Genomic DNA, 24,067 nt, shown 5'->3' with positions numbered 1-24,067 from the left:
GGTAAGATCAACCATTTAATCCGCTTACCCGAAGTTTATTGAGTCTGGCTTCTATGAAACGTTTGTGGTCGTCCATATTGGTGCATTCTAAGGTTCCACCAGCAATTCCACTCAATATCGCCAAAGTTTTATTGGTCGTACTGCTACAGTTTACGCGTTTTGAAGGGCGTCGATTTTCATTAGCTTGTATTTGCTGTGTGCTTGGCCCGCTAAGCACAGGACTATTTTTACGCTCTTGAAATGCTTTTGCTGCCTGTTCTGCGTCTTCAGCGACTTTGTCACTGTGATAATTTTCAAAGTAGAGGGCTGCGCCATCTTTTACCGACAGATTCAACGAGCCTGCGCGCCGATTTACGTCTTTTGATAAAGTGGGCGACGGCAGTGTATTAGTCGGCTTACTTTCAACGGGTACCTGCTGTTTATCGGGCTCAGCATTTTTCTGCTGCTTGGACGCAGGGCTTTCTACAATTTCATTCGTACTATCAGGTGCTTCAGTCGCTTTGGTTGCATCAGGCTTCAACTCAATTTCTTGCCTTTTAGGGGAAACATCGATTGGTTTAGTTTCTTGTGGTTTAGCTTGGGCAGGAGGGCGTGGAACGGGGGGATAGTAAAGTCTGGCGCTTATCTCCGGCGTTCGCTCCAAAACATTTACTCGTGCTTTTTGGTTATTGATGCCCATTTGAGAAAGTATGACCACTACGATGACCCCAATCACATGTGCACAGCCCGAAACTAATAGTGGACGCCACGCCGTTTTCTTTGCAACGGAATGGTGGTCAATGCTGCGCTCAGGCGCAAAGAAAGATGGGGTGATAGTCGTCATAGTAAACAACAGACCATGGGCCCTATCGAATAGTTCCATCCTAATTTCATCGCACTTTTTAGTCCTCTCACCTTACCGCAACCTCATACCGCTTCAAAATTGGGCAAATTTTTAACAGTGCACCATTAGTGTGCATTATTTTTGTGCGTTCATGAGGCATTTGCTTATATGTGTTTGATTTATTTGGATAATAATTTATGGCATGGCTCTTGGTTTAACTTCCCGTAGTTGGAAACACGACCATAAATCACAGAATAACCAAAATAAACTGGGAGCAACTCATGAAACTAGTTACAGCGATCATCAAGCCGTTCAAGCTAGATGACGTTCGTGAAGCCATTTCAGAAATCGGTATTGACGGATTGACCGTTACCGAAGTGAAAGGTTTCGGACGTCAAAAAGGACACACTGAACTTTACCGCGGAGCGGAATATCAGGTGGATTTTCTACCTAAAGTCAAACTGGAAATTGCTGTTCAGGATGATCAAGTAGAACGCCTGGTAGAAGCCATCGTTGGCGCTGCCAAAACAGGCAAAATTGGAGACGGCAAGGTGTTTGTTTACGACCTTGAACATGCCGTTCGTATTCGAACTGGTGAGTCGGATAGCGACGCGCTGTAAGCCACAACGATATTTTTGCGGAGAAAACCATAATGGAAATCACTTTTGAACTTGGGTATGCGCTAGATACCTTTTATTTTCTAATCTGCGGTGCACTGGTTATGTGGATGGCTGCGGGTTTTGCGATGCTTGAAGCAGGTCTTGTTCGAGCGAAAAACACCACAGAAATTCTAACTAAAAACGTAGCGCTATTTGCTATCGCCTGCACTATGTACATGATTTGCGGTTACGGCATTATGTACGGTGGTGGCGACTGGGGTCCATTCCTAAGCGGTATCATGGCTGATGGCGCAACAGGTGTCGCTGAAGAGCCAGCAACCTATGCACCTTCTGCTGACTTCTTCTTCCAGGTAGTATTTGTTGCAACAGCAATGTCTATCGTATCTGGTGCGGTAGCTGAGCGTATGAAGCTTTGGGCATTCCTAGCGTTCGCAGTTGTTATGACGGGCTTTATTTATCCAATGGAAGGTGCTTGGACATGGGGCGGCGAAGCTGTATTCGGTATGTATACGCTTGGTGACCTTGGTTTCTCTGACTTTGCAGGTTCAGGTATTGTTCACATGGCTGGTGCAGCTGCTGCTCTTGCTGGTGTTCTTGTGCTTGGTGCTCGTAAGGGTAAATACACAGCTGACGGTAAAGTAAACGCGATTCCAGGTGCAAACTTACCGCTTGCAACTTTAGGTACATTTATCCTGTGGATGGGTTGGTTTGGCTTCAACGGCGGTTCAGTACTGGCTACTGCAACTGTTGAAAGTGCAAACTCAGTAGCGATTGTATTTATGAACACAAATGCTGCAGCTGCTGGTGGTGCAATTGCTGCACTTATCGTAGCACGCATTTTATTCGGTAAAGCTGACCTAACTATGGTACTAAACGGTGCGTTAGCTGGTCTTGTGGCAATCACAGCTGAGCCATCTACGCCAACGCCTCTACAAGCTACGCTGTTCGGCGGCCTTGGTGGTATTCTAGTAGTGCTTAGCATCGTTGCGCTTGATAAAGTAAAAATTGATGACCCAGTGGGCGCAATTTCAGTTCACGGTGTGGTAGGTCTTCTAGGTCTTATCCTTGTACCTTTCACTAACGATGGTTCAAGCATCTCTGGTCAGCTAATTGGTGCAGCGACTATCTTTGTATGGGTATTCGTAGTGAGCCTAGTTGTATGGCTAGTGATTAAAGCGGTTATGGGTATACGTGTGAGCGAAGAAGAAGAATTCGACGGCGTAGACATGAGCGAATGCGGTCTGGAAGCATACCCAGACTTCACAAGCAGCCGTTCGTAAGAGAGTCTCGATTAGGCAACGAAACAACAATAACAATAATGCCTTATTACTTCATTTAAGCCCCGCTAATGCGGGGCTTTTTTCGTTTCATGCAATGTGTTTTAAGACCATTACTGAGCTTAGGAAAAGAGCCTAGGCGTAATGTGACAATAACGCTACACTATGAATCGACAGACTAACGCTAGATTTATTATCGGCGACGTTTTAGTAAAAGGACGGTTATGATTGCAAGTGTGCGACTTCTACCTTTGATACTAGCTTTCTTTAGTATCAGTTGTTTGGGCTATGACAGAATAACGGGGCATCCCTTTGCAAGTCGTTCAGAAGTTATTGCAAAGAACGGCATGGCAGCAACGAGCCAACCATTAGCTACGCAAGTGGCGTTGGATATTTTAAAACAAGGCGGCAGTGCAGTTGATGCAGCTATTGCAGCCAACGCCATGTTAGGTTTAGTTGAGCCTACAGGCAGCGGTATTGGCGGCGACCTATTTGCTATTGTGTGGGATGCAAAAGATGAAAAATTGGTGGGTTTAAATGCTTCTGGCCGTTCACCCAGACAGTTAACCAAAGCGGTGTTTGCCGAGCGTGGTTTACATCAAATTCCAAAATTTGGTCCGCTACCCGTTTCTGTCCCTGGCGCTGTAGATGGCTGGTTTGCACTACACGAAAAATTTGGCAAGCTGCCCATGTCTGCGCTGCTTACGCCGTCTATCAAATATGCCCGTGAGGGGTTTCCTGTTTCAGAAGTCATTGCCTATTACTGGCAGATGAATCAAGAGCGAATTGGTCACTATGACGGCTTCGCAGAGACTTTTCTTATCGACGGGAAAGTACCGCAAAAAGGCGATGTTTTTAAAAATCCTGGGTTAGCTGTGACCTATGAAAAGATTGCAACAGGTGGGCGAGATGCTTTTTATAAGGGCGATATCGCGCGCACTATCGATGCTTACATGAAGTCTCAAGGCGGCTTTTTGTCATATCAAGATTTATCATCGCATACCTCAGAGTGGGTAGAGCCTGTTTCCGCTAACTATCGCGGCTACGATATTTGGGAGCTTCCGCCGAACGGACAAGGTATAGCGGCACTACAGATCCTTAATGTGCTTGAGCACTATGACATAGAAGGAATGGGGTTTGACTCAGCTGACTACATTCATACTTTTGTGGAAGCAAAGAAGCTCGCCTTTGAAGATCGCGCTAAGTTCTATGCGGATCCAGACTTTAACGATATCCCTGTCGACTGGCTGATTTCGAAAGAGTACGCCGCTAAGCGTCAGAAACTCATTGATAATGAACGCGCAGCGAATCGCGTTGATGCGGGTATTTATGAGGGGGATACCATTTATCTGACCGTTGCTGATAAAGAGGGCAATATGGTGTCCTTAATTCAAAGTAACTACCGCGGAATGGGCTCGGGCATGACACCTCCAGGGCTAGGTTTTATTCTTCAAAATAGAGGTGAGATGTTTACCCTTGAAGAAGGGCACTTTAATGAATATCGCCCAGGAAAGCGTCCATTTCACACCATTATTCCGGCTTTTGTAACCAGAAACGGTAAGCCAGTAATGAGCTTTGGCGTAATGGGGGGCGGAACTCAGCCTCAAATGCATGCACAAATTATTGTAAACATTCTCGACTTTGGAATGAATTTGCAGGAAGCGGGGGATGCTCCACGTATACTGCACAGTGGGTCGAGTAGCCCAACGGGCGCGTTAATGACTGATGGCGGCTATGTGAGCTTAGAATCAGGGTTCAGCGAAACCGTTCAGCGAGAGCTCATGGAGCGGGGGCATAAGCTTCAACGTGTGGTAGGCGCGTTCGGTGGCTATCAGGCTATCGCTTGGGACGAGCAGAAAGGTGTCTATTTTGGCGCTTCAGAAACGCGAAAAGATGGACAAGCCGCGGGCTATTAAGCACACTAGAGTAAATAATAGGCGGCGGAGTTAATTTTTTTCCCCCGTTTGCTGCTTCGCTTTAAAGGGTTTCAAAGTTTGAAGCAGCCGCTACACTTTACAATAAGGTTCGCACAACAAAGCGCGGCGAATGATCGCCTGCAGCGAAACGTCAGAACAAGACGTTAATAACAACAAGAGCGGCAATGACACAACCACAAAAAGGCCTTTGCGCTGAGCCAAATTTACATGCACAGTATTTGTTACTGAACGTCATTGATGACGATAGCCAAGCCGTACGCGCCAAGCTATCTCGCGTGCTTGATATATTCGAGCATTTCGAGAATGAGCATTACGAAGCTATGGTTACCGGCGTGGTGGCTATAGGCACCGGTTACTGGGCTGAAGTGTACCCAGGCTTGATACCTGTTGAACTTGCCCCTTTTCCTGACATGCAATGTGAGGATCGAAGCGCACCCACTATGCCTTGTGACCTCTTTATCCAAATTCGCGCTGATAGGTTAGATATTTGCCACGCCGTTGGTATTGAGGTCATGGATTTGTTACGCATACACGTGGAACTGGTAGAGCAGATAAGAGGGTTTAGGTACTTAGATGGCCGTGACCTCAATGGTTTTCTCTATGGCGCAGATAATCCACGTGGCATGAAGCGTAGACAAGTCGCGATTATTGGCGAAGATGACCCTGATTTTAGCGGCGGAAGCTATGTTCACGTTCAGCGTTTTCGGCACGATTTAAGGCGCTGGAACAGCCTTTCAGGTCGTCAGCAAGAACAAGTGATGGGCACCACGCAAGAACACAATTTGATAAGTAGCGAACAGTCTGAATCTTCGCATTGTGTTAGGGCAAGCACAGTTGCTCCCGATGGCGACGAACCTAGGTTGATAAAGCAAGGTATGCCCTACGGCGACATGGCTTCTCAAGGGTTATTTTTCGTAAGCTGTAGCGCAAGCGCGCGGCCTTTTAAACAGATGCTTCACAGCCAAATATATGGCAACGGAGAGGGCGACTACGACCGCTGGTTGGACTTTACCAGTGCTGAAACAGGTGCTGCGTTTTTTGCTCCTTCTATTAGCTTTATTCGTCGGCAGGCAAAGCTCTCAGAAAACTAAGAGCTTTGTATAAGAACAGATCTTCATCGGAAGAAGAAAATGCTTCAACACCCAGTCGACCGACGAAAAAAGTCAGTTTGATAAACGTTAAAGAACCAGAGCGCCGTCCCAATCAGGCGCAAGGTCTAAATTTCTATAAATTCGGCACACATCAATATGGTGGTGTACAAGAGAGTCATTAGGGCTAATCGCTAGCGCTGTTTCAAAGTACGCGATTGACTCTTCCCACTGCTGGTTAATTCTACACGCCAGGCCCGCTGCAATCTTCGTTTGCACGGCAAGTTTTTTATCTTGCTCCTGCTCTGGAAGATGGCTAAGAATTTCATAAATCTCAATAGGCGCTTTTCGCCCTTTTACCCTCACCCAGTCAAGTAGTCGGGTTTTGATCGGAAAGCCAGGCCCTATTATTTGAAGTACTTGAGCGCTTACGATTATATCGGCCTGATACTTAGGGGTAAGCGCTTCTAACCGAGATGCGATATTGACACTATCACCTATCACCGTGGTATCCATCCTATCTTCTGAACCTACGGTTCCCATAATGACTTGGCCGAAGTGAATACCTATACCCATATTGATAGGTTCATAGTCACAATTTTTTCTGTGCCCGTTATAGATGGTTAACGCCTTGCGTAAATCTAATGCCGCTTGAACCGCATCCAATGCTTTCTGCTTAGGGGTTCCGCCCTGGTGGTCGAACAAGGCCATTATGCCGTCGCCCATAAACTTATCAATAAAGCCTCGGTTTTGGTGGATAGGGTCATTCATTCGCGTGAAATATGAATTCAGAAAATTCATCAGTTCTTGCGGGGTAATACTTTCAGAGAAACCAGCAAAGCCACGAATATCACAAAACATGATGGCGACATCGTTTTCAGCTGCGTAGCCAAGCTCCAATGAATCCACATCAGTCGTAGCCATGTGCTCAACGAATTGGCGGGGTACAAACTTTTGAAAAGTTTGAGTGAGCTTCATGGCTTCGTCGGCGGCAGCCTGAAATCGAGCTTCGTCAGCGGCCTGAAGCGTGGCTTCATACTTACTGGTGTTGCGTGAAAGGGCTTTTCTTAGTCGATATTTGAAGCGTCTGCTGCGCCTGATGTAAAGAATGCTTATAACAGCGCTATACACAATAAGAGCGCTTAACGCACTTGTTTGCCAATCCATTGTTAATCAAACCTTTCAATTTCCTACAGAAAAACAGCAAAAAGGGGCAAAAATTATGCTGCTAAGAAAGTATAAAGGAGAATTCGGCGTTAACACATTACTTTTGATTACATTTGCAAAAGTGTTAGCGCCGAACTTTAATTAACGATAAGGGGGCTGATAGTTTATAAGGTTGAGAACACTTTATCTGCCGCAGCCAAAGTTTTTTCAATGACTTCAGCATCGTGTGCTTTTGAGACAAAGCCAGCTTCGTAAGACGCTGGGGCTAAGTAAACACCTTGTTCTAACATACCGTGATAAAACTTATTAAACTGCTCGGTATTACAGTTAATCGCCTGCTTATAGTTAGTGACCTTCTCTACGTCCGTAAAGAATATCCCAAACATACTGCCGGCAATATTAGTAGTTAGGCTAATATTGTGTTTGTCAGCCAGCGCTTGGAACCCATCAACGAGCTTTTGTGTATTCTCAAAGATAGAGTCGTAAAGGCCAGGCTGTTTAATTTGGGTTAATGCAGCAAGACCTGCGGCCATGGCAACCGGGTTACCTGAAAGCGTACCTGCTTGGTAGATAGGTCCAGTTGGCGCGATATGAGTAATAATGTCACGACGGCCACCAAAACAGCCCACTGGCATGCCGCCGCCAATGACTTTACCCAAGCAAGTCAGGTCTGGTTTGATGTTGTAACGCTCTTGCGCCCCGCCGCGAGATACGCGGAAGCCTGTCATTACTTCATCAAAAATCAATACGCTGCCATATTGGTCACAAATAGCGCGAAGTCCTTCAAGGAAGCCTTCCACAGGAGGGATACAGTTCATGTTACCTGCGACAGGTTCAACGATAATGCAGGCGATATCATCGCCGTGAGCTTCAAAGATTTCTCGAACGCTATCTAGATTGTTGTATTCAACGGTAAGCGTATGCTCAGCAACATTTGCTGGAACACCTGGTGAACTTGGCACACCAAGGGTTAGTGCGCCAGAGCCTGCTTTCACTAGAAGTGAGTCCGCATGCCCATGATAGCAGCCTTCAAACTTAACAATTTTGTTTCTGCTGGTGTAGCCGCGAGCAAGACGGATGGCTGACATGGTGGCTTCTGTGCCCGAGTTCACCATGCGCACCATTTCCATTGAAGGAACTAATTCACTGACAAGTTCGGCCATGATCACTTCAGCTTCGGTAGGTGCACCGAAAGATAGGCCGTTATACGACGCTTCAATTACCGCTTCGCGAATTTGGGCGTTATTGTGACCAAGAACCATAGGGCCCCAAGACTGAATATAGTCAATATATTGTTTGCCATCCGCATCCCACATGTAAGCGCCATCAGCTTTCGTGATGAAGCGAGGTGTACCGCCTACTGCTTTAAAAGCGCGAACGGGTGAATTTACGCCACCAGGAATGGTTTTTTGGGCGCGGGTAAATAGGGCTTCAGATTTTTGCATGTAATTACTTACTCTTATTGCTGTACCAAACCACGTCACGCTCGTACTTAGTGAGAAGATTTTCCACACCCAGAGTAAGCGCAAACAAAGCCATTCTGACAAGCACACCGTTGTCGGTTTGTCTAAAAATGGCGAGGTTTGGATTGAGGTTTAGATCGTTATCTAATTCGTTGGCTTCCATACGTGAATCTCGCGGAAGTGGATGCATGATAACGGTCTTCGACTGAAAGTGTTTCGTGTAAATCGACTGATTAAGGCGGAACTTACCTCGGTATTTGTTAGCTTCTTCCTGAGAAGGAAAGCGCTCTTCCTGAATGCGTGTTTGGTAGCATATGTCCGCATCCATATTCCCTTCAAGGGTATCGGTAATCGTAAGCTGGTGCCCCGCATTTTCGATGGCGTCTATGATAGGCTGAGGCATGGCCAGCTCTTTTGGCGAAATGAGCGTAAAGCGAATGTTTTTAAACAAACATAACAAGCGAGATAAAGAGTGTACGGTTCGGCCGTAGCGCAAATCACCAATCATGGCGATGTGCAAGCCGTCAATGCCGTGGCCATTGTATTCCAGTTCACGTTTAATCGTGAACAAGTCCAACAGCGCCTGGGTAGGGTGTTCATTTGCACCATCACCACCGTTGATAACAGGTACACGACTACCTTCGGCAAATTCTGCCACTGAACCCGCTGCAGGGTGTCGCATTGCAATTATGTCAGAATAGCCGCTCAGCACACGGGCTGTGTCGTACAATGACTCACCCTTAGCAAGCGCAGAGCTCGACATGCCGGTGGTTTCTCTTACTTCGCCACCTAAAAGGTTGAATGCGGTACCAAAGCTAACTCGCGTACGGGTACTTGGCTCAAAGAAAAGGTTGCCGAGAATGGCGCCATCTAGCACGGTTGTGCGCTTTTGTCGTTTGGCATAGGGTTGCATGGAATTGGCAACTGAGAACACTTTCTCAATGGCCTCGCGATCGAATTGATTAACCGAAAGAATGTGGTTACCGGTAAAGTCAGACATGCGCTTCTCAATCATCAACGAAAACGGCGCTAGTTTATAATACCGCTGGTATTAAGTCATTAGGGCAAGGTTAATCTTGTCTCACGTTTCGTTAAGTTTGGCCAACGGTAAAAGCTAGATTAATGCTTTTTTTAAAAGCATCAGCATTTGGCGTTTTGCTGTGTGTAGTGAGTGAAAAGTAAGAGAATCTTTTCAGCTGCGCTATTTACGTGTGCTGTGATCTCTTCGTCTTTCAGTGGAGACTGTATGCCGCAAAGCATCATGGTGTGATATTCACCCTTCAGTAGTGCGCAAAAGTCCACAGCAAGTTGCTGTGCAACCTTAGCATTCAAGCTGCCTTGTCCAAATTTCTCAATGACTGAACTCAGTGTAGCGAGCGATGCTTCAGGGCCTGCTTGATAAAAAAGCGTAGCTACGTGAGGGCTGTTTACTGCTTCGGCTATAATCACGCGGAATATGGCGATGGCTTCAGGGTCTTGTAGTAAACGCACAAACTGACAACCCACTTTTTGTAAGCATTCAAACAGAGAAAGTGAGCCAGAGGTGGCGTCTATGAGTTGTTGAGTGTCGAGTTGATATGACCTGCACTTTGATGAAATAGCCGCTTTAAAAAGAGCATCTTTACTTTCAAAGTGAGAGTAGACGGTCTGTTTAGACACGCCCGATGCTTTAGCTACCGTATCCATTGATGTATTCGCAAAGCCTTCTTTCAGAAACAAGCAAGACGCGGCATGTAGTACAAGGTGGTATTTTTCTTCACTTTTAGGACGGCCTTGCTTTTTGGTGGTTGCCACGTATGTTCTCACTTTATTGCAGAATATTTAAATATCAAACTGGACGGTCTAGTATTTATATACTAGCATAGCACAATAAGTATGCAAATATAGCCTAAAGCATTCGCTAAATTGGTTAAAGGAACTGTTATGACTGCTGCAAATACGCCAACTAAAAGTGGTAAATTCACGTTAATAATTTCGATTGCCGCTTTTACTGCAGCATTAGTGATACTTTTAATGACGGCCGGTTTGGGTAACGCAACGCAAGCGCCAGAGGCAAGGTTGCCCGCAACAGTTTCCACTGGCCAGGTAAAAATTCAATCAGGCTTTGAAACACCTGTTAACGTATTTGGTTTAGTTGAATCACCTAAGGCAACGTCTTTGTCTTTTGATGTCGCAGGTCAAGTTAACCGCATGCTCGTAGAAGAAGGCGATGTAGTAAAGAAAGGCGATATGCTTGCGCAACAAGACATTGCGCGTCTTACTGCGAGAAAAAGAGAACTTCAAGCTGCAATTGAACGCGCAAATGCTGACCTTGCTCTTGCGAATGTAAACAGCGATAGAACCAAGTCATTGGTAGAAAAAAAGCTAGAATCCGCACAACGATTAGATGAAGCAAAAGCGAATTTAAATGTTGCGAAAGCCCAATTGAGTGAGATGCAAGCCGCCCTCGAATCTCTTAATGTGGAGATAAGAAAAACCACACTTTTTTCACCGTTCGATGGTGTAGTCAATCGCCGCTTTTTCGATGAAGGCAGTGTGGTGAGTGCAGGCAGTCCTGTGTTTGGTATTACAAGCAGTGAAAATTACCAAGCGCGCTTTGCGGTGCCCGCTGACGTTGTAGAGCAATTTGACGTAAATGAACCTGTGCTTGTACGCGTTGGAGATCTAGATGTAGCAGGGACGGTATCTCAGCGCCTCCCCACGCGCAACGTGCAAACTCGAACCGTTGATATCCTTGTTACCCTTAATAGCAATGAACGTGTACGCCCCGGCGATATGGCCATTTTGTCTGCGTTCCGCTCTCATTCTGAAACTGGCGCATGGCTTCCAGTTAACGCATTAAGTAATGGGCTTAGGGGGCTATGGCGTGTCTTTGTGTTACCAAAAGAAGGAAACGCCACCTTGCAAGCACGTGTGGTAGAAGTGGTATACACCGACGGTAACAAGGCGTTTGTTCGCGGCGCACTTGAAGACGGTGATATATATGTTGATGAAGGGACGCATAAATTAGCGCCAGGGCAGATGGTAGCCATTCCCAGTCAACAGCAAGCTGGGGCGCGTTAATGAAGTCATTCAATGTCGACACCGATAAACCCTATCCTTGGTACACGCTGTTTTATCGACGTGGCCATTTGCTGATTTTAAGCTTGTTGATTTTAATCACCGCAGGCTTATCAGCATTGGGCTCTTTGCCACGTATTGAAGACCCTCGAATAGATACAAGAAATGCGTTGATCATCACTCAATACCCAGGAGCATCAGCCGAGCGGGTTGAAGCCTTAGTCAGCGATGTGTTGGAAGACAGGTTAAGAGAAATATTTGAGATCAAGGAAGTAAAATCCACGTCTCGTGCAGGTATTTCTATTATCTTAATTGAGACTCAGGACTGGATTAATAACAAAAGCAACGAGCAGCTATTCAGTGAAATTCGCGATGCAATAGGTGCAGCCGCTGAGTCTTTTCCACAAGGCGCAATGGCCCCAATATTTGACGAAAAACGGGGGGCAACTGCCTTCACCTTATTGCTTTCTGTACGTGCCGACCATTTTGAAAATACCCCTATTACACTCACTGCTCGATTGGCCCAAGAACTGACAGACCGCCTTCGCAACGTTAATGGAACTGAACTCGTGCGTGTATACGGCGCACCGCAGGAAGAAATCAGTGTCAGTATAGACCCTATTAAGCTTGCCGCCACAGGGCTTACACTGCAGCAGGTAAGCAACACAATTAGCCGAGCCGATCCCAAGTTGCCCGCTGGCATGCTGAACACCGAGCAGAGCAACGTGCGCTTCACAGTGGGAGAAGGGTTAAATGGCGTCAATATGATAGCGTCAATTCCTTTGATGAACGCGCAGGGCCGCTACTTGAGGGTAGAAGATGTGGCGTCGGTAGAGCGCAGTTACACCACACCGAGAGGCGAGGTAGCCTTTTTAAACGGTGAAGAGTCAATTTTCGTAGCAGCCCGTATGCAGCCTTCGCTACGTTCTGATGTGTGGACTAAAAATGCGTTAGCGGTTGTTGAGCAATTTAATAAAGATTTTAGCGGCACCTTGACCGCTACTGTGGCATTTGAGCAAAACGAATATACGGCAAACCGCTTGGCTGACTTGTCGATGAACCTGCTTATGGGGTGTGCTGTTGTCATGATGGTCATTCTATTGTTTATGGGATTTCGAGCGGCGTGGATTGTGGGGTTAGCACTGCCATTGTGTGCGGCCTTTGCCCTGTTTTCGTTAAGCTTTTATGACGAGCAGATACATCAAATGTCAATTTTTGGGATGATTATCGCTATCGGCTTGCTTATTGATAACGCCATTGTGATCACCGATGAAATACGCATTAATCTACAAGATCCCAACTTAACTCGGGTGGGAGCAATGGCTAAAAGTGTATCTCACCTATTTGCGCCGTTATTGGCGTCAACACTCACTACCATTCTTGGCTTTATGCCTATTTTTCTGCTTGATGGGAATATAGGGGATTTCGTAGGGCCTATTGCGATTAGTGTGGTTATGGCGCTTATTGGTTCGCTGTTTATTTCATTGACGATAATCGCTGCGTTAGCCGCTCGATTTTTACCAAAGCACCACAATGACTCGTCCTCCGAAATCGTATCAAAGCCTTGGTGGAAAGTTGGATTGCAAGCTCCCCAGCTAAGCCTAGCATTCAAGAAACAATTAGGTCGCTGGATAAAGCAGCCTGTTTTAGTGCTGCCGGTTATAGCCTTACTTTGCTTGTCCGGCTTTGTGCTGTCTTCAACACTCGCTAACGTGTTTTTCCCAAGTGCAGATAGGGATCAGTTTGAAGTCTACCTGTGGACGAAAGAGGGAAGCAGCATCGATAACACGACTCAATATGTTAAAAAGGTTGATACCGCTATTCGTGACGAGCGAGGGGTGAAGCAAGTCAGTTGGTTGGTGGGCGGATCAGCACCGTCAGTTTATTACAATCAAATGATGACCCGTGACAATATGCCGTACTTTGCAAATGCTGTTGTATCGACACACACGGTAGAAGACGCCGTAGCGCTAGTAGGTAATCTTCAGCATTCCCTTGATAGTGAGTACCCTGAAGTACAAATTGTAGTACGAGCCTTTGGACAGGGGCCCCCCATTGCCGCGCCGGTTGAAGTTGAAATCTTCGGCCCCGATCTTAATATACTGAACGACCTAGGTGATAAGGTGCGTATGCTGATGTCACAAGTTGACGGCATATCTCAGTCGATCACCAGTATTTCAATGGGTGAACCTGAGCTTAAAATAAATGCAGACAGCGATAACTTGTCTCACCTCGGCTTAACCCTTTCTGAGCTTGCCAATCAGATGCAAATTAACTTCTCGGGGATTACTGGCGGTTCAGTGCTTGAAAGTACAGAGGAAATTCCCGTTAGAGTGCGACTTGATGAGGCATATAGGCAAAATGTAACGGGTGTGGATGCTATGCCTATCCCTGTAACCGGCGATAATGCTATTTCTTGGTCTCCTTTGGCCGCAGTGAGTAATTTAACACTACAGCCTGCAACCAGCAGCATTACCCGTGTAGACGGAGAACGACTTAATCGCATCCAAGCCTTTTTGCTTCCTGGTGTACCGGCAATTGACGCTAGTAATCAGCTAAGAGATTTGCTTGAGAGTAGGCTGGTATTGCCAGAGGGCTATAGGATCCACTTGGCCGGTGATGCAGATGAACAGCAGCAGGCGTTAGGTAAACTTGCGACGTATGCCCCAGTCTTATTAGTGCTAATGGTGACCACGCTCATTTTAACCTTTACTAGCCTACGCATGGCTGGCGTAATCGCGCTAGTTGCTATTCTCTCTGTAGGACTAGGAATGTTTAGCTTGTGGATTTCTGGTTTGCCAGTTGGGTTTAACCCTTTACTTGGTTGTGCAGGGCTTATCGGCGTTGCAATAAATGGCTCGATAGTCGTTATCGCCGCGATTAACGCTAACCCCAAAGCCAAGCAAGGCGATACCAAAGCCATCGTTGAAGAAACCATGAGCTGTAGCCGACATATTTTATCCACTACTTTTACTACTGTGGGTGGCTTAATACCGCTGCTGTTGTTCAGTGAAGGGAGCTTTTGGCCGCCGCTGGCTGTTGTGCTTGCTGGTGGCGTAGGCTTTTCTGTTATTTTATCTTTGGTGTTTACCCCGACAATAGTGGCAGCATTTCAACGATATCGTTATAGAAATCACACATTAGCTTAATTTTACGGTTAAACTATCCCTCTTTAACAGGCGTATAAGAGAGTGTTGTTAGCGTATGCGAAAATCAAACCCAATATTGCGCTGGTGGCATACTGACTGCGTGAAATGCAAACGCATTAGACTCTATATTGTTTGGGCTGTAATTATGTTGGTGGTGTATTTGTATGTCTGGCACTAATGTTGAACCTATCTATATTCGAGCTTCATCGAAAAGTAATGGCATTACTAGCATTGTATTGGGCTGCGTAGGTCTGTTTATTGCAGCGCTATGGCTGGCCTTTCTACCAGACTGGTTGTTCTTAGCGGGTATCTTTTTGACAAGCGCAGCGTTGGTGTGTTTGCTGGTCGGCTACTTCAAAATACGCGAGCCAGACTACAGCTTGGAAATCGCAAAAGACTATATCACTTATCGTCATCGCCTTGGCTCTTGGCGTATTCATTGGGACAACTTACAGCGTGCAGATTGCCCCCGTGTGCGGCATGGACTTGACCATGTTCCTCTAGAAACAATCGGTTTTAAACTGAAAAGCTATACAGATTTCCTCAATACTATTTCACCAAGGCTTGCGACCCATTTACTCATGGAGCAACGACCTTTGTTAATGCAAAATACTGATGAGGGGTGCGCATCGGGGAGTTGCTATGAACAATCAATGTTTGATGACAAACAGTATGTTATGGAGGACGGCACCGTTATTAAGGGAATCAAAGCCATGCTAGCACACCGCATGGTAGAGCTAAGAAAAAGGCTGGGTTTTGACATTTTTATCGCAAGTTCAGAGTTAGACAGAGAAGCCAGCGAATTTGCTAGGCTAATTGCCCAATGTCAGCAAACACGTCAGTCATCCCTAGACAGTTAATCAGAAACACACGCTTTACTCGAAGTGTAAAAAACGCGCCGTTAAAGGCCAGATTTACTCTCTCGTAATATTTTTTCGGCTTCCGCGATAAGTGCAGGTAAATGCTCATCCACAAGGTTATGTTGACCTAGTTTAAGCGCACTTTCGGTTTCATGTGCAAGGTGCTGCATAAGTGGAAGGCCAGTATAGCAACACGCACCGTGTAGCTTGTGCACTTCGGTTTTAAGTTCGTTGTAATCTTGTTTTTGCCAAAGTGTCGAAAGCGTATAGATACATTCTGGTAGCATAGCTACGAAGCCATCTAACATCTCTCTTGCTGTATCTTGATTTTGATTAGCACGCTTTAATGCGAGCTGCCAATCGACAGAGGGCAGTTCAATTTTTCCTGGTTCAATATTGTGACACCATGACTTAATAAGATTAATTAGCAGATCTATTTCAATGGGTTTGGGTAGGTAGTCATCCATACCAGAAGCAAGTAAGCGCTCCTGTTCCTCTTTGAAAGCATGAGCAGTAACGGCAATGATGGGCGTGCCCATATTTATAGGGGACTTCCGAATCTCTCTGGTAGCTTGTATACCGTCCATCCCCGGCATCTGAACGTCCATCAAAATCAGGTCGAACTCTTGTGTTTGACACTGGTTAACGGCGTCTTGTCCGCTAATTGTCGTAATTAGCTCTACAGGTGAATGATCAAGCCATGTATGCAGGAGCTTTAAATTCATTTCCATGTCATCAACGGCTAATATTTTTACACTGGGAAGGCTACCAATCTTCTCCTGCATCGCATTTTTTGCCGGTGTCGCGTGCTGATTCACCAAACTATCTAATTTAGTCAAGGTAATGGGCATGCGCACTTGGGAATGGAAATGTTGCGAAAGGCTGGGATATTGAGCAAACGGTTCGGGTCCAGAATACCAGAGAATGCGCTTTTGAGCCGGGAATTGTACAAACCGGCTAAGAAAAGTATCACGTAGCGACATTTTACTTACCGGTACCGTTGCCATGAAAAAGTCATATTGACCATCTAGTGTAGCTAAGTAGTCCAAAGACTCCACTGAAATGATATTCGCGCCTAAGATAGATAACATGTTAGCGCTTGAGCGACGGGTTGCAGGAATGGGATCGAATATCACAACGCTTTTCCCTTTCCAATCGTTGCTACTTGTCAGCGAATACTTTTGGCTTAACTGATTCATGCGAAGGGATACGCTAAAAGTTGAGCCCTGGCCAAGAACACTTTTAAGGGTAAGGTCGCCATTCATTAGGCGAACTAACTCTCTGCTTATAACAAGGCCTAAACCTGTACCTTGATAATTGCGATTAAGTGCATCATCTACTTGTGAAAAAGCGTTAAACAGCTTTTTCCTGTCCTGTCGGCTAATTCCAATACCCGTATCTTCAACGGTAATATTCAACTCGTGGATGCCGTGCGCTAACGAGCGCCCACTTGCTGAGAATGTAATGGCTCCACTGGATGTAAATTTTAATGCATTACTGAGCAGGTTATTTAGCACCTGTTTGATGCGAAACACATCGCCAATAAGCTTTTCAGGTAGCGGGTTTAAGTCAAAAACGAATTCAATACGCTTACTGTGCGAAGATTTAGCCATGATGGTGACCATCTCTTCGAGCAATTTATTGGGCGAAAACGGTTGATTGTTTATTTGCAATTTACCGGCTTCAATTTTTGAAAAGTCGAGAACATCGTTAACTATAGTGAGCAAGTTTTCAGCGGCGGTATTGACGATTCGCACTTGCTCTTGTTGATCTGTTGGCAAGGGCGCGTTGTTGAGTTCTTTGCTGAAACCTAGTATCGCATTAAGTGGAGTTCGAATTTCGTGGCTCATGTTCGCTAGGAACTGAGACTTCACATTGCTGGCTTTGATCGCATCTTTCCGCGCAATGTCTAAGCGCGCGTTTTGCTCTTCAATAAGCTCAACATTGTTGCGCAAATCGTTAGTGGCTTGCTCTACCTCACTTTCAAGCTGACCTCTGCTTTTCTCCATAAGCGCGAAAGAGAAAAGTCCTGCCTCTAGAAAAACGCCAACCTGAAAACAGTAGGTAGTAAAATCATTAGAGGGCAAAACGCCGATAAGGCTTAACATGCCAATAATAGCGCCGGTGGCAAGCATGCTCCATGCAAAAATAAAATAGCGTGCAGGTTTGAAATTATTAAAGAAGGCTTCAAACCCCGCGCAGATATAGCTCAAAATCGCTACTAGGCCTACGCCATATACAAGGTTGTTCTTCCATATAGAGGGGAGAAGATTGATAAAGCACACTAGCCCTGTTAATACCTGGCATACCAATAACAGTTTGATAATGGGATGGGCAGTGGGGGAATGTTTTTCGGTTTCTAAAAACGTCATGGTAAATAAGCCTGAGCTTATACCAATAATGACGAATATTAGCTCTGAATGACCAACCAGCAATGATGGAATGCCTTGGGTGAACAATAGGTGTGTATGCCCGCCCCACACAAACTGCCACAAGATTACCGCCAGTATATAGCCGACATACGCAAGTAGACTCTTTTCTCTTACGCCGAAAAACAGCGCTAAATTGTAAATCGCTAGAATGAGTAAGCCACCGTAGAAAAAGCCCCACAGCAAACTGTCCATCTGAAAGTAACTGCTATGCAGAGGTTCAGCTTGAATACGAAGCGGGGCAATCAGACTGGATGAATGGCTTTCAATGCGAATGTAAAGGTCGACGGGGTCGCTGTTGGGAAGTTCAACACGAAAAGTCGGCACGCGAAAACGTTGTTCCTTTTGTGCTTTTCCCTGATGACTTTGACTAATGACCTTTCCATCTTTTACTAGGTAAAAATCAACGCTATCCAGCTGGCTAAAGTTGATTGAAAAGACCCAGTGTTTGTCGTTCGAAACATTGGTTACCGACGTAAGTAGCCACATGCCGTTATTACGAAAGCCAAAATTGGGGTTGTCGTGTGGATGCATTAAAAAGTCGCTTCGCCTTCTTGATACATCACCAATGGTAAGCTGATAGTCAGTTTCGAATAAAAAATACAGTGAATCTGACAAATCAAGCGTACTTTGTTCATCAAAAAGCTGCTCGATATGCTGGGCATGTAAGCAGGAGGGCAAGAAGCTACCTAACAAAACAAGCAGAAAAGAGAATACGCGAAATATTGCCATATTAATCTGTACTTTAATTACCGTCTGAATAAAGGTTTTATTATTTTTGGGGTGAATATTGAACGGCAAAATTCATCCTTCTCTATTTAACCACTCTATGTACGTAATGACAAAATATTGCGCCACAGCCGTTAATCACTAGGTTTAGTTTATTACGGAACAAAGGTTAAACAGCCTTTTTGAGCGCTCAAATGCTATGACAAATGTTTTCAAGGATTGCACACAATTGCGGTTTACCCCACAATAGCTTTATTGCTCGCGTGAATTCACTATGTGGTGCGCTAAACCACCCATAAACGACCGCCTCACTAGCACGAGCCTATTGGTATTAATAACAAAACGAAAAAACTATCATGAGTGACGAGATCATCATTAATCGCGATGGGGTAGAGCAACTTCCTCTTCGACGTTTCACCGAAGACGCTTATCTAAACTATTCCATGTACGTCATCATGGACCGTGCACTTCCACATATTTCGGATGGCTTAAAGCCTGTTCAGCGACGCATCATTTATGCGATGTCAGACCTAGGCTTAAGTGCAAACGCCAAATATAAAAAATCGGCGAGAACCGTCGGTGATGTGCTGGGTAAGTTTCATCCTCACGGCGATTCTGCCTGTTATGAGGCGATGGTGCTCATGGCTCAGCCTTTCTCTTATCGCTACCCTTTAGTAGATGGTCAAGGCAACTGGGGTGCGCCGGATGATCCGAAATCGTTTGCTGCCATGCGTTATACGGAAGCTAAGCTCTCGCGCTTCTCTGAAGTGCTGCTGAATGAACTTGGACAAGGTACTGTAGACTGGGTACCAAACTTCGATGGTACGTTAGAAGAGCCTAGTGTTCTACCTGCCCGCTTACCTCATATTCTCTTAAATGGTGTGACAGGTATCGCAGTGGGCATGGCGACCGATATTCCACCGCACAACGTAAGAGAGCTGGCTAATGCGTGCGCTATGTTGCTGGATAACAGCAAAGCCGAACTTAGCGATGTGCTAGAACACGTTAGTGGACCTGACTATCCTACCGAAGCTGAAATTATTACGCCAAAGGCTGATATTCAAAAACTTTACGAAACTGGCCGTGGCTCGATAAAAATGCGTGCAGTATATGGCGAGGAAAACGGTGACGTTGTTATAACTGCCTTGCCACACCAAGCGTCTGGTGCCAAGATACTAGAGCAAATTGCCGCGCAAATGCAGGCGAAAAAGTTACCGATGGTAAGCGATCTTCGAGACGAATCGGATCATGAAAATCCAACCCGTTTGGTGATTACGCCTCGCTCAAACCGCATTGATGTCACCCAATTAATGCAGCATTTATTCGCAACTACCGACCTTGAGAAAAACTATCGCGTTAACCTGAATATGATTGGTCTAGACGGCCGTCCGCAGGTTAAAGACTTGCGTACCATCTTGTCTGAGTGGTTGCAGTATCGCAAAGATACGGTAACGCGTCGTTTGCAGTACCGCTTAGACAAAGTGTTAGCTCGCCTGCATATTCTAGAAGGTTTGTTGATTGCGTTTCTAAATATCGATGAAGTCATCGAAATTATTCGTACTTACGATAAACCAAAACCTGAATTAATGTCCCGTTTCGGATTAAGTGATAAGCAAGCTGAAGCTATTCTCGAACTTAAGCTTCGTCACTTAGCCAAACTGGAAGAAATGAAAATTAAAGGCGAGCAGGACGAACTTGCCGCAGAGCGTGACAAGCTACAGCAGTTGCTTGGTTCAGATCGCCGTCTTAAAACGCTTATCAAAAAAGAAATTCTTGCAGACGCTGAAAAATATGGTGACGATAGACGCTCGCCAATTGTTGAGCGTGGCGAAGCTAAAGCCTTGTCTGAAAAAGAGTTGGTGCCTGCTGAATCAGTAACGGTAGTACTTTCAGAAAAAGGCTGGGCACGTTGTGCGAAAGGTCACGATATTGATGCGGAAGGTTTAAGTTACAAAGCGGGTGATGCCTACTTATCCAGCGCTGAAGGCAAAAGTAACCAGCCGGCCGTGTTCATGGACAGTTCTGGTCGCACTTTCTCTTGTGACGCTCACGGGTTGCCGTCTGCACGAAGTCAGGGAGAACCGCTAACAGGGCGTTTTAGCATTGTGGGGGGCGAGTCCTTCCAGCACGTCATTATGGCGCAAGATGAAAGCAAATTCTTAGTAGGTTCTGATGCCGGTTACGGTTTTGTCGGCACCTTTAAAGACATGGTAAGTAAGAACAAGGCCGGTAAGGCTTACTTATCCTTACCTACTGCTGCAAAAGTAATGAAACCCATGCCAGTGACCAACCCAGACTCCGATTGGTGCCTAAGTATTTCTAATGAAGGTCGCATGCTCATGTTCCCACTGCGCGATTTACCAAGTTTAGGTAAAGGCAAGGGGAACAAGCTTATCAATATTCCTTCTGCAAAATCACAGTCTCGTGAAGAGTATGTGAAGGTGCTTGCTGTTGTACCTGATGGTGCGGCTATAAAAGTGGGTGCAGGTAAACGCAATATGACACTTACCGCTGACGACCTCACTCATTATAAGGGAGAGAGAGGCAGGAGAGGGAATAAATTGCCGCGAGGATTGCAGCGAGTTGATACGGTTGAAATCGTGCTGCCTAGCAAAGATGAAGCAACTGAAGATTTGTCATAAAGTTTAAGTTGTTCTTATGCTTAGGTGAACTACACTCAAAAAGGGATTAGATGAGGAATTTACATGCTAGGCATAGTTTTTACATCGTTAATCGATATGCTCGAGGAGAAAGTTTCTCCTGAGTTTGCTGACGATGTCATCATGGAAGCTGGGTTAGAAAACGACGGCGCTTATACCGCAGTGGGCTATTACCCGTTTGAACAAATGCAACGCCTGTTAGGTGTGCTGGTGGAGAAAACGGGTAAGTCAGCTAACGAGCTACTCTACGATTTTGGCTATTACTTATTTGGTAAGTTAGGTGCAGTACATGGCGACGTGCTAGCCAATACAGAAGGCATGTTGGATATGCTGGAGCACTTGGACGGCGACATTCATGTTCAGGTTAAGAAGCTCTACCCAGACGCCGACCTACCCCGATTTACGGTGATATCCAGAACCGATAACACCATGCGCTTACAGTATTATTCTGAAAGAGAATTATATCCTTTAGCAGAAGGCTTGATGGACGCAGCCGCAGCTCATTACAACTGCACCCTGGAAAGGGAAACCCATCAACTAGATACGCCTCATACCTACGAATTTAGTATATCTCTCGTTTAACGGAGGCATGTTATGTCAGATGGAACAACGCATAGCACGCCTTCTGGTAGCGACCGTGCTGCGTTACTTGAAAGGCGTTTAAAGCGAGAGCGAAATGCGAGAGAGCAAGCCGAAGCTTTGCTGAGAGAAAAGACGCAAAGTTTGTATGCTACGCTTCAAAAAAGCCAAAGTGCTCAGAAAGATTTGGAACTTGCACTATGGGCGTCGCAGGAGTCTTTTTGGAATTGGGAGGCAGAGAATGACATTATGGAATTTCGCTCATTCTCACTACATTCTGAAAGTGTATCTACCTGGTCAGGCACCTTAATTGAGCTTCTAGAGCGGGTACATGAGGACGATTTAGACGGCCTGCAGTTTCACTGGAGCATGGCGCTACACGGCAATCGTGACCGTATAGAGTTTTCCTTTCGCTTAAAGCTCGACAGCGATTTTCAGTGGGTAAGGCTGCGCGGGCGCGTGCTAAAGCGTGGAAAAGCGGGTGAAGCGCTTCAAATTGTTGGTACCACAAAAGACATTACTCAACAGCGAAAAGCTGAACAATCGTTTCACTTAATGGCCTCTGCTTTTGCGAGCTCACGTGAGCCCATGTTAGTACTCTCACCTGATCTTGTTATCACAGAATGTAACGATGCATATATTCAGCTGATTGCTGCGCCTTTTAAAGAGCAATGCATTGGTTTGGATTTCAACCAAATATTCATTGCTGAGAAAGTCGATAAAGTGCAGTTGGCGCTTGATAAACAAATTCGCTTCGAGTCGAAAGTGAAGACGCAAAACGGCGAAATTAAGGTTGTCGATATCTCGGTGGCTCTGTTTGAGACCTACCAGCAAACGTCATCTTATTTAATTGCTACAATGCGCGACATCAGCGATAGAAAACGCAACGAAGCTAAACTACGTCAACTGGCATTGCACGATGAGTTAACCGGCCTTTCCAATCGCAATTCGCTGCGTGAGTCCATCTCCGGGTTAGTACAAAAAGAACAGCACTTTATTTTGGTCTTTATTGATCTGGACGGGTTCAAAGCAATTAACGATAACGCAGGGCATGAAAGAGGGGATATTGAGCTTCAGCGCGTAGGAGCGCTCCTTACTGCCATATTCGGCCCGATAGGGGAAGTCGGCAGGTGGGGTGGTGATGAGTTTATTGCCGTATTGCCTAATCAGAATGTTGAGGAAATTGCTGAACGCTCTGAGCGGCTTATCAGCCAGATAGAAGAAGACGCCATAACCGTAAAAACGTCGGAGCTTAGGCTGTCTGCCAGTATTGGTATTGCTGAATTTCCAGAACATAGTGATAACCTAGAAAGCCTGGTGCAGTGTGCCGACGCCGCAATGTACCGTGCGAAAGAGCTGGGTAAAGGTCAGGCGTTTATTTACGAGTCAGGTCTCTATGAGAGCATGACCCAGCAGGTCAGTATGGTGAATGACTTGCGCAGAACGGTAGAGAACCACCTTCTCGATTTCTATATTCAGGGTAAATACGATCTAAACGGCGAGTTAAAGGGCGGTGAAGTACTGTGTCGCTGGATTTCAGGCTTGCACGGTGTTGTATCGCCAGCAGTGTTTATTCCTATAGCAGAAGAGTACAAGCTAGACAGTGCCATAGGCCTTCAAGCGCTGGAAGCGGCATGTGATTACATTTCAATAATGGAGTCGCAGCAGGGTGATGCCATTCCTTTGTCTGTGAATATCAGCGCTAATCAGATGCTTGACCCAGAATTTCCAAATCAGGCAATGTCTATCTGTATGGATAATGATGTGTCTCCCGAATTTATTGAACTAGAGCTCACTGAGTCGGTCTTTATTCGCGATGAAAAATCAGCACTTAGAGCATTAAACACGTTGAGAGATCATGGGTTTAGACTGTCTCTGGATGATTTTGGCAGTGGCTTTTCATCTCTTAGCTACTTGCGAAGTTTCCAGTTTGAAGTGGTTAAGGTGGATAAAAGCTTAATTCAGGGTATTCACCAAGATAGCAAAGCCAATGCGCTATTTAATGGTTTGATAGCCATGTTAAAGAGTTTGCAAATAGATGTGGTGGCTGAAGGCGTAGAGTTGGAGTCTTATTTGCCTTTCATGGAGCAGGCCGATATTCAGCTAATGCAGGGGTTTTACTTCGATAAACCAATGCCTTACGATCAGTTCTTGGCAAGGCATACTACTGAGCCTAATCGGTAATGTCTTCAGCTAAGCATAAACAAAAAAAGCCCTATCGGGCTT

General features: G+C 45.7%; 16 protein-coding genes. 10 read left to right on the top strand and 6 right to left on the bottom strand.

The genetic code is table 11. The annotated features are described in order from the left end of the window. Window positions 1-7: 7 nt before the first annotated feature. Entirely contained in the window at window positions 8-862 is an 855-nt protein-coding gene (locus tag ACX5KA_RS14515) for a hypothetical protein (RefSeq protein ID WP_458731498.1), read from the bottom strand. A gap of 242 nt (window positions 863-1,104) precedes the next feature. Between ACX5KA_RS14515 and glnK the strand changes: the two genes are divergently transcribed. The 4 genes from glnK (at window position 1,105) to ACX5KA_RS14495 (ending at window position 5,748) form a co-directional block, all read left to right on the top strand. Beyond that, a complete protein-coding gene (gene glnK / locus ACX5KA_RS14510) occupies window positions 1,105-1,443 on the top strand; it encodes a P-II family nitrogen regulator (RefSeq protein WP_012516988.1) in 339 nt (112 codons plus the stop codon). Window positions 1,444-1,475: 32 nt separating this feature from the next. Further along, complete coding sequence (locus ACX5KA_RS14505) at window positions 1,476-2,723, top strand: ammonium transporter (protein WP_039217693.1); 1,248 nt, start codon at window positions 1,476-1,478, stop codon at window positions 2,721-2,723. A gap of 221 nt (window positions 2,724-2,944) precedes the next feature. Continuing rightward, window positions 2,945-4,636: a gamma-glutamyltransferase gene (gene ggt, locus ACX5KA_RS14500; protein ID WP_039217692.1), complete on the top strand. Its 1,692-nt coding sequence runs from the start codon at window positions 2,945-2,947 to the stop codon at window positions 4,634-4,636. A 185-nt stretch (window positions 4,637-4,821) separates the two neighbouring features. Further along, window positions 4,822-5,748, top strand: a complete 927-nt coding sequence (locus tag ACX5KA_RS14495) for a Dyp-type peroxidase (RefSeq protein WP_458731497.1) — start codon at window positions 4,822-4,824, stop codon at window positions 5,746-5,748. A gap of 87 nt (window positions 5,749-5,835) precedes the next feature. On the opposite strand, the gene ACX5KA_RS14490 is transcribed toward ACX5KA_RS14495, so the two are convergent. From ACX5KA_RS14490 to ACX5KA_RS14475, 4 genes are all read right to left on the bottom strand, one after another. After that, entirely contained in the window at window positions 5,836-6,912 is a 1,077-nt protein-coding gene (locus tag ACX5KA_RS14490) for an adenylate/guanylate cyclase domain-containing protein (RefSeq protein ID WP_039217686.1), read from the bottom strand. Between the two features lie 164 nt (window positions 6,913-7,076). After that, window positions 7,077-8,357 carry a glutamate-1-semialdehyde 2,1-aminomutase gene (hemL, locus tag ACX5KA_RS14485; protein ID WP_458731496.1) on the bottom strand — a complete coding sequence of 427 codons (1,281 nt, stop codon included), beginning with the start codon at window positions 8,355-8,357 and terminating at the stop codon, window positions 7,077-7,079. A 4-nt stretch (window positions 8,358-8,361) separates the two neighbouring features. Then, entirely contained in the window at window positions 8,362-9,375 is a 1,014-nt protein-coding gene (locus ACX5KA_RS14480) for an aspartate carbamoyltransferase (RefSeq protein ID WP_014948009.1), read from the bottom strand. 140 nt (window positions 9,376-9,515) lie between these two features. Next, window positions 9,516-10,169 (bottom strand): TetR/AcrR family transcriptional regulator, encoded by a 654-nt coding sequence (locus tag ACX5KA_RS14475; protein WP_039217681.1) that lies wholly within the window; start codon window positions 10,167-10,169, stop codon window positions 9,516-9,518. Window positions 10,170-10,298: 129 nt separating this feature from the next. On the opposite strand from ACX5KA_RS14475, the gene ACX5KA_RS14470 reads away from it, so the two are divergent. The 3 genes from ACX5KA_RS14470 to ACX5KA_RS14460 all read left to right on the top strand — a co-directional run bounded on the left by ACX5KA_RS14470 (window position 10,299) and on the right by ACX5KA_RS14460 (window position 15,444). Next, on the top strand, window positions 10,299-11,438 hold the full coding sequence (locus tag ACX5KA_RS14470) for an efflux RND transporter periplasmic adaptor subunit (protein WP_039217678.1): 1,140 nt from the start codon (window positions 10,299-10,301) through the stop codon (window positions 11,436-11,438). Continuing rightward, a complete protein-coding gene (locus ACX5KA_RS14465; RefSeq protein ID WP_039217677.1) occupies window positions 11,438-14,584 on the top strand; it encodes an efflux RND transporter permease subunit in 3,147 nt (1,048 codons plus the stop codon). The genes ACX5KA_RS14470 and ACX5KA_RS14465 overlap by 1 nt, the downstream gene beginning before the upstream one ends. A 164-nt stretch (window positions 14,585-14,748) precedes the next feature. Continuing rightward, a complete protein-coding gene (locus ACX5KA_RS14460; RefSeq protein ID WP_039217675.1) occupies window positions 14,749-15,444 on the top strand; it encodes a DUF2982 domain-containing protein in 696 nt (231 codons plus the stop codon). Window positions 15,445-15,485: 41 nt separating this feature from the next. Here ACX5KA_RS14460 and ACX5KA_RS14455 read toward each other — a convergent pair whose 3' ends face one another. Next, entirely contained in the window at window positions 15,486-18,605 is a 3,120-nt protein-coding gene (locus tag ACX5KA_RS14455) for a hybrid sensor histidine kinase/response regulator (RefSeq protein ID WP_458731499.1), read from the bottom strand. Window positions 18,606-18,958: 353 nt separating this feature from the next. On the opposite strand from ACX5KA_RS14455, the gene parC reads away from it, so the two are divergent. The 3 genes from parC to ACX5KA_RS14440 all read left to right on the top strand — a co-directional run bounded on the left by parC (window position 18,959) and on the right by ACX5KA_RS14440 (window position 24,025). Continuing rightward, on the top strand, window positions 18,959-21,244 hold the full coding sequence (gene parC, locus ACX5KA_RS14450) for a DNA topoisomerase IV subunit A (protein ID WP_458731495.1): 2,286 nt from the start codon (window positions 18,959-18,961) through the stop codon (window positions 21,242-21,244). Window positions 21,245-21,307: 63 nt separating this feature from the next. Beyond that, complete coding sequence (locus ACX5KA_RS14445) at window positions 21,308-21,844, top strand: heme NO-binding domain-containing protein (RefSeq protein WP_014948016.1); 537 nt, start codon at window positions 21,308-21,310, stop codon at window positions 21,842-21,844. A gap of 12 nt (window positions 21,845-21,856) precedes the next feature. Beyond that, on the top strand, window positions 21,857-24,025 hold the full coding sequence (locus ACX5KA_RS14440) for a putative bifunctional diguanylate cyclase/phosphodiesterase (RefSeq protein ID WP_458731494.1): 2,169 nt from the start codon (window positions 21,857-21,859) through the stop codon (window positions 24,023-24,025). The last annotated feature ends 42 nt before the right edge of the window (window positions 24,026-24,067 follow it).

This window comes from Alteromonas alvinellae (genome assembly GCF_902705805.1).
The sequence above is the reverse complement of the archived record's forward strand: the minus strand, read 5'-3'. Positions and strand labels throughout refer to the sequence as shown.

Bases quoted from the DNA above. Each gene is read 5' to 3' on its own strand.
- glnK (WP_012516988.1), top strand. From the start codon at position 1,105: ATGAAACTAGTTACAGCGATCATCAAGCCGTTCAAGCTAGATGACGTT.
- ACX5KA_RS14460 (WP_039217675.1), top strand. From the start codon at position 14,749: ATGTCTGGCACTAATGTTGAACCTATCTATATTCGAGCTTCATCGAAA.
- ggt (WP_039217692.1), top strand. From the start codon at position 2,945: ATGATTGCAAGTGTGCGACTTCTACCTTTGATACTAGCTTTCTTTAGT.
- ACX5KA_RS14465 (WP_039217677.1), top strand. From the start codon at position 11,438: ATGAAGTCATTCAATGTCGACACCGATAAACCCTATCCTTGGTACACG.
- ACX5KA_RS14490 (WP_039217686.1), bottom strand. From the start codon at position 6,912: ATGGATTGGCAAACAAGTGCGTTAAGCGCTCTTATTGTGTATAGCGCT.
- ACX5KA_RS14515 (WP_458731498.1), bottom strand. From the start codon at position 862: ATGGAACTATTCGATAGGGCCCATGGTCTGTTGTTTACTATGACGACT.
- hemL (WP_458731496.1), bottom strand. From the start codon at position 8,357: ATGCAAAAATCTGAAGCCCTATTTACCCGCGCCCAAAAAACCATTCCT.
- ACX5KA_RS14505 (WP_039217693.1), top strand. From the start codon at position 1,476: ATGGAAATCACTTTTGAACTTGGGTATGCGCTAGATACCTTTTATTTT.
- ACX5KA_RS14455 (WP_458731499.1), bottom strand. From the start codon at position 18,605: ATGGCAATATTTCGCGTATTCTCTTTTCTGCTTGTTTTGTTAGGTAGC.
- parC (WP_458731495.1), top strand. From the start codon at position 18,959: ATGAGTGACGAGATCATCATTAATCGCGATGGGGTAGAGCAACTTCCT.
- ACX5KA_RS14445 (WP_014948016.1), top strand. From the start codon at position 21,308: ATGCTAGGCATAGTTTTTACATCGTTAATCGATATGCTCGAGGAGAAA.
- ACX5KA_RS14470 (WP_039217678.1), top strand. From the start codon at position 10,299: ATGACTGCTGCAAATACGCCAACTAAAAGTGGTAAATTCACGTTAATA.
- ACX5KA_RS14495 (WP_458731497.1), top strand. From the start codon at position 4,822: ATGACACAACCACAAAAAGGCCTTTGCGCTGAGCCAAATTTACATGCA.
- ACX5KA_RS14480 (WP_014948009.1), bottom strand. From the start codon at position 9,375: ATGTCTGACTTTACCGGTAACCACATTCTTTCGGTTAATCAATTCGAT.
- ACX5KA_RS14440 (WP_458731494.1), top strand. From the start codon at position 21,857: ATGTCAGATGGAACAACGCATAGCACGCCTTCTGGTAGCGACCGTGCT.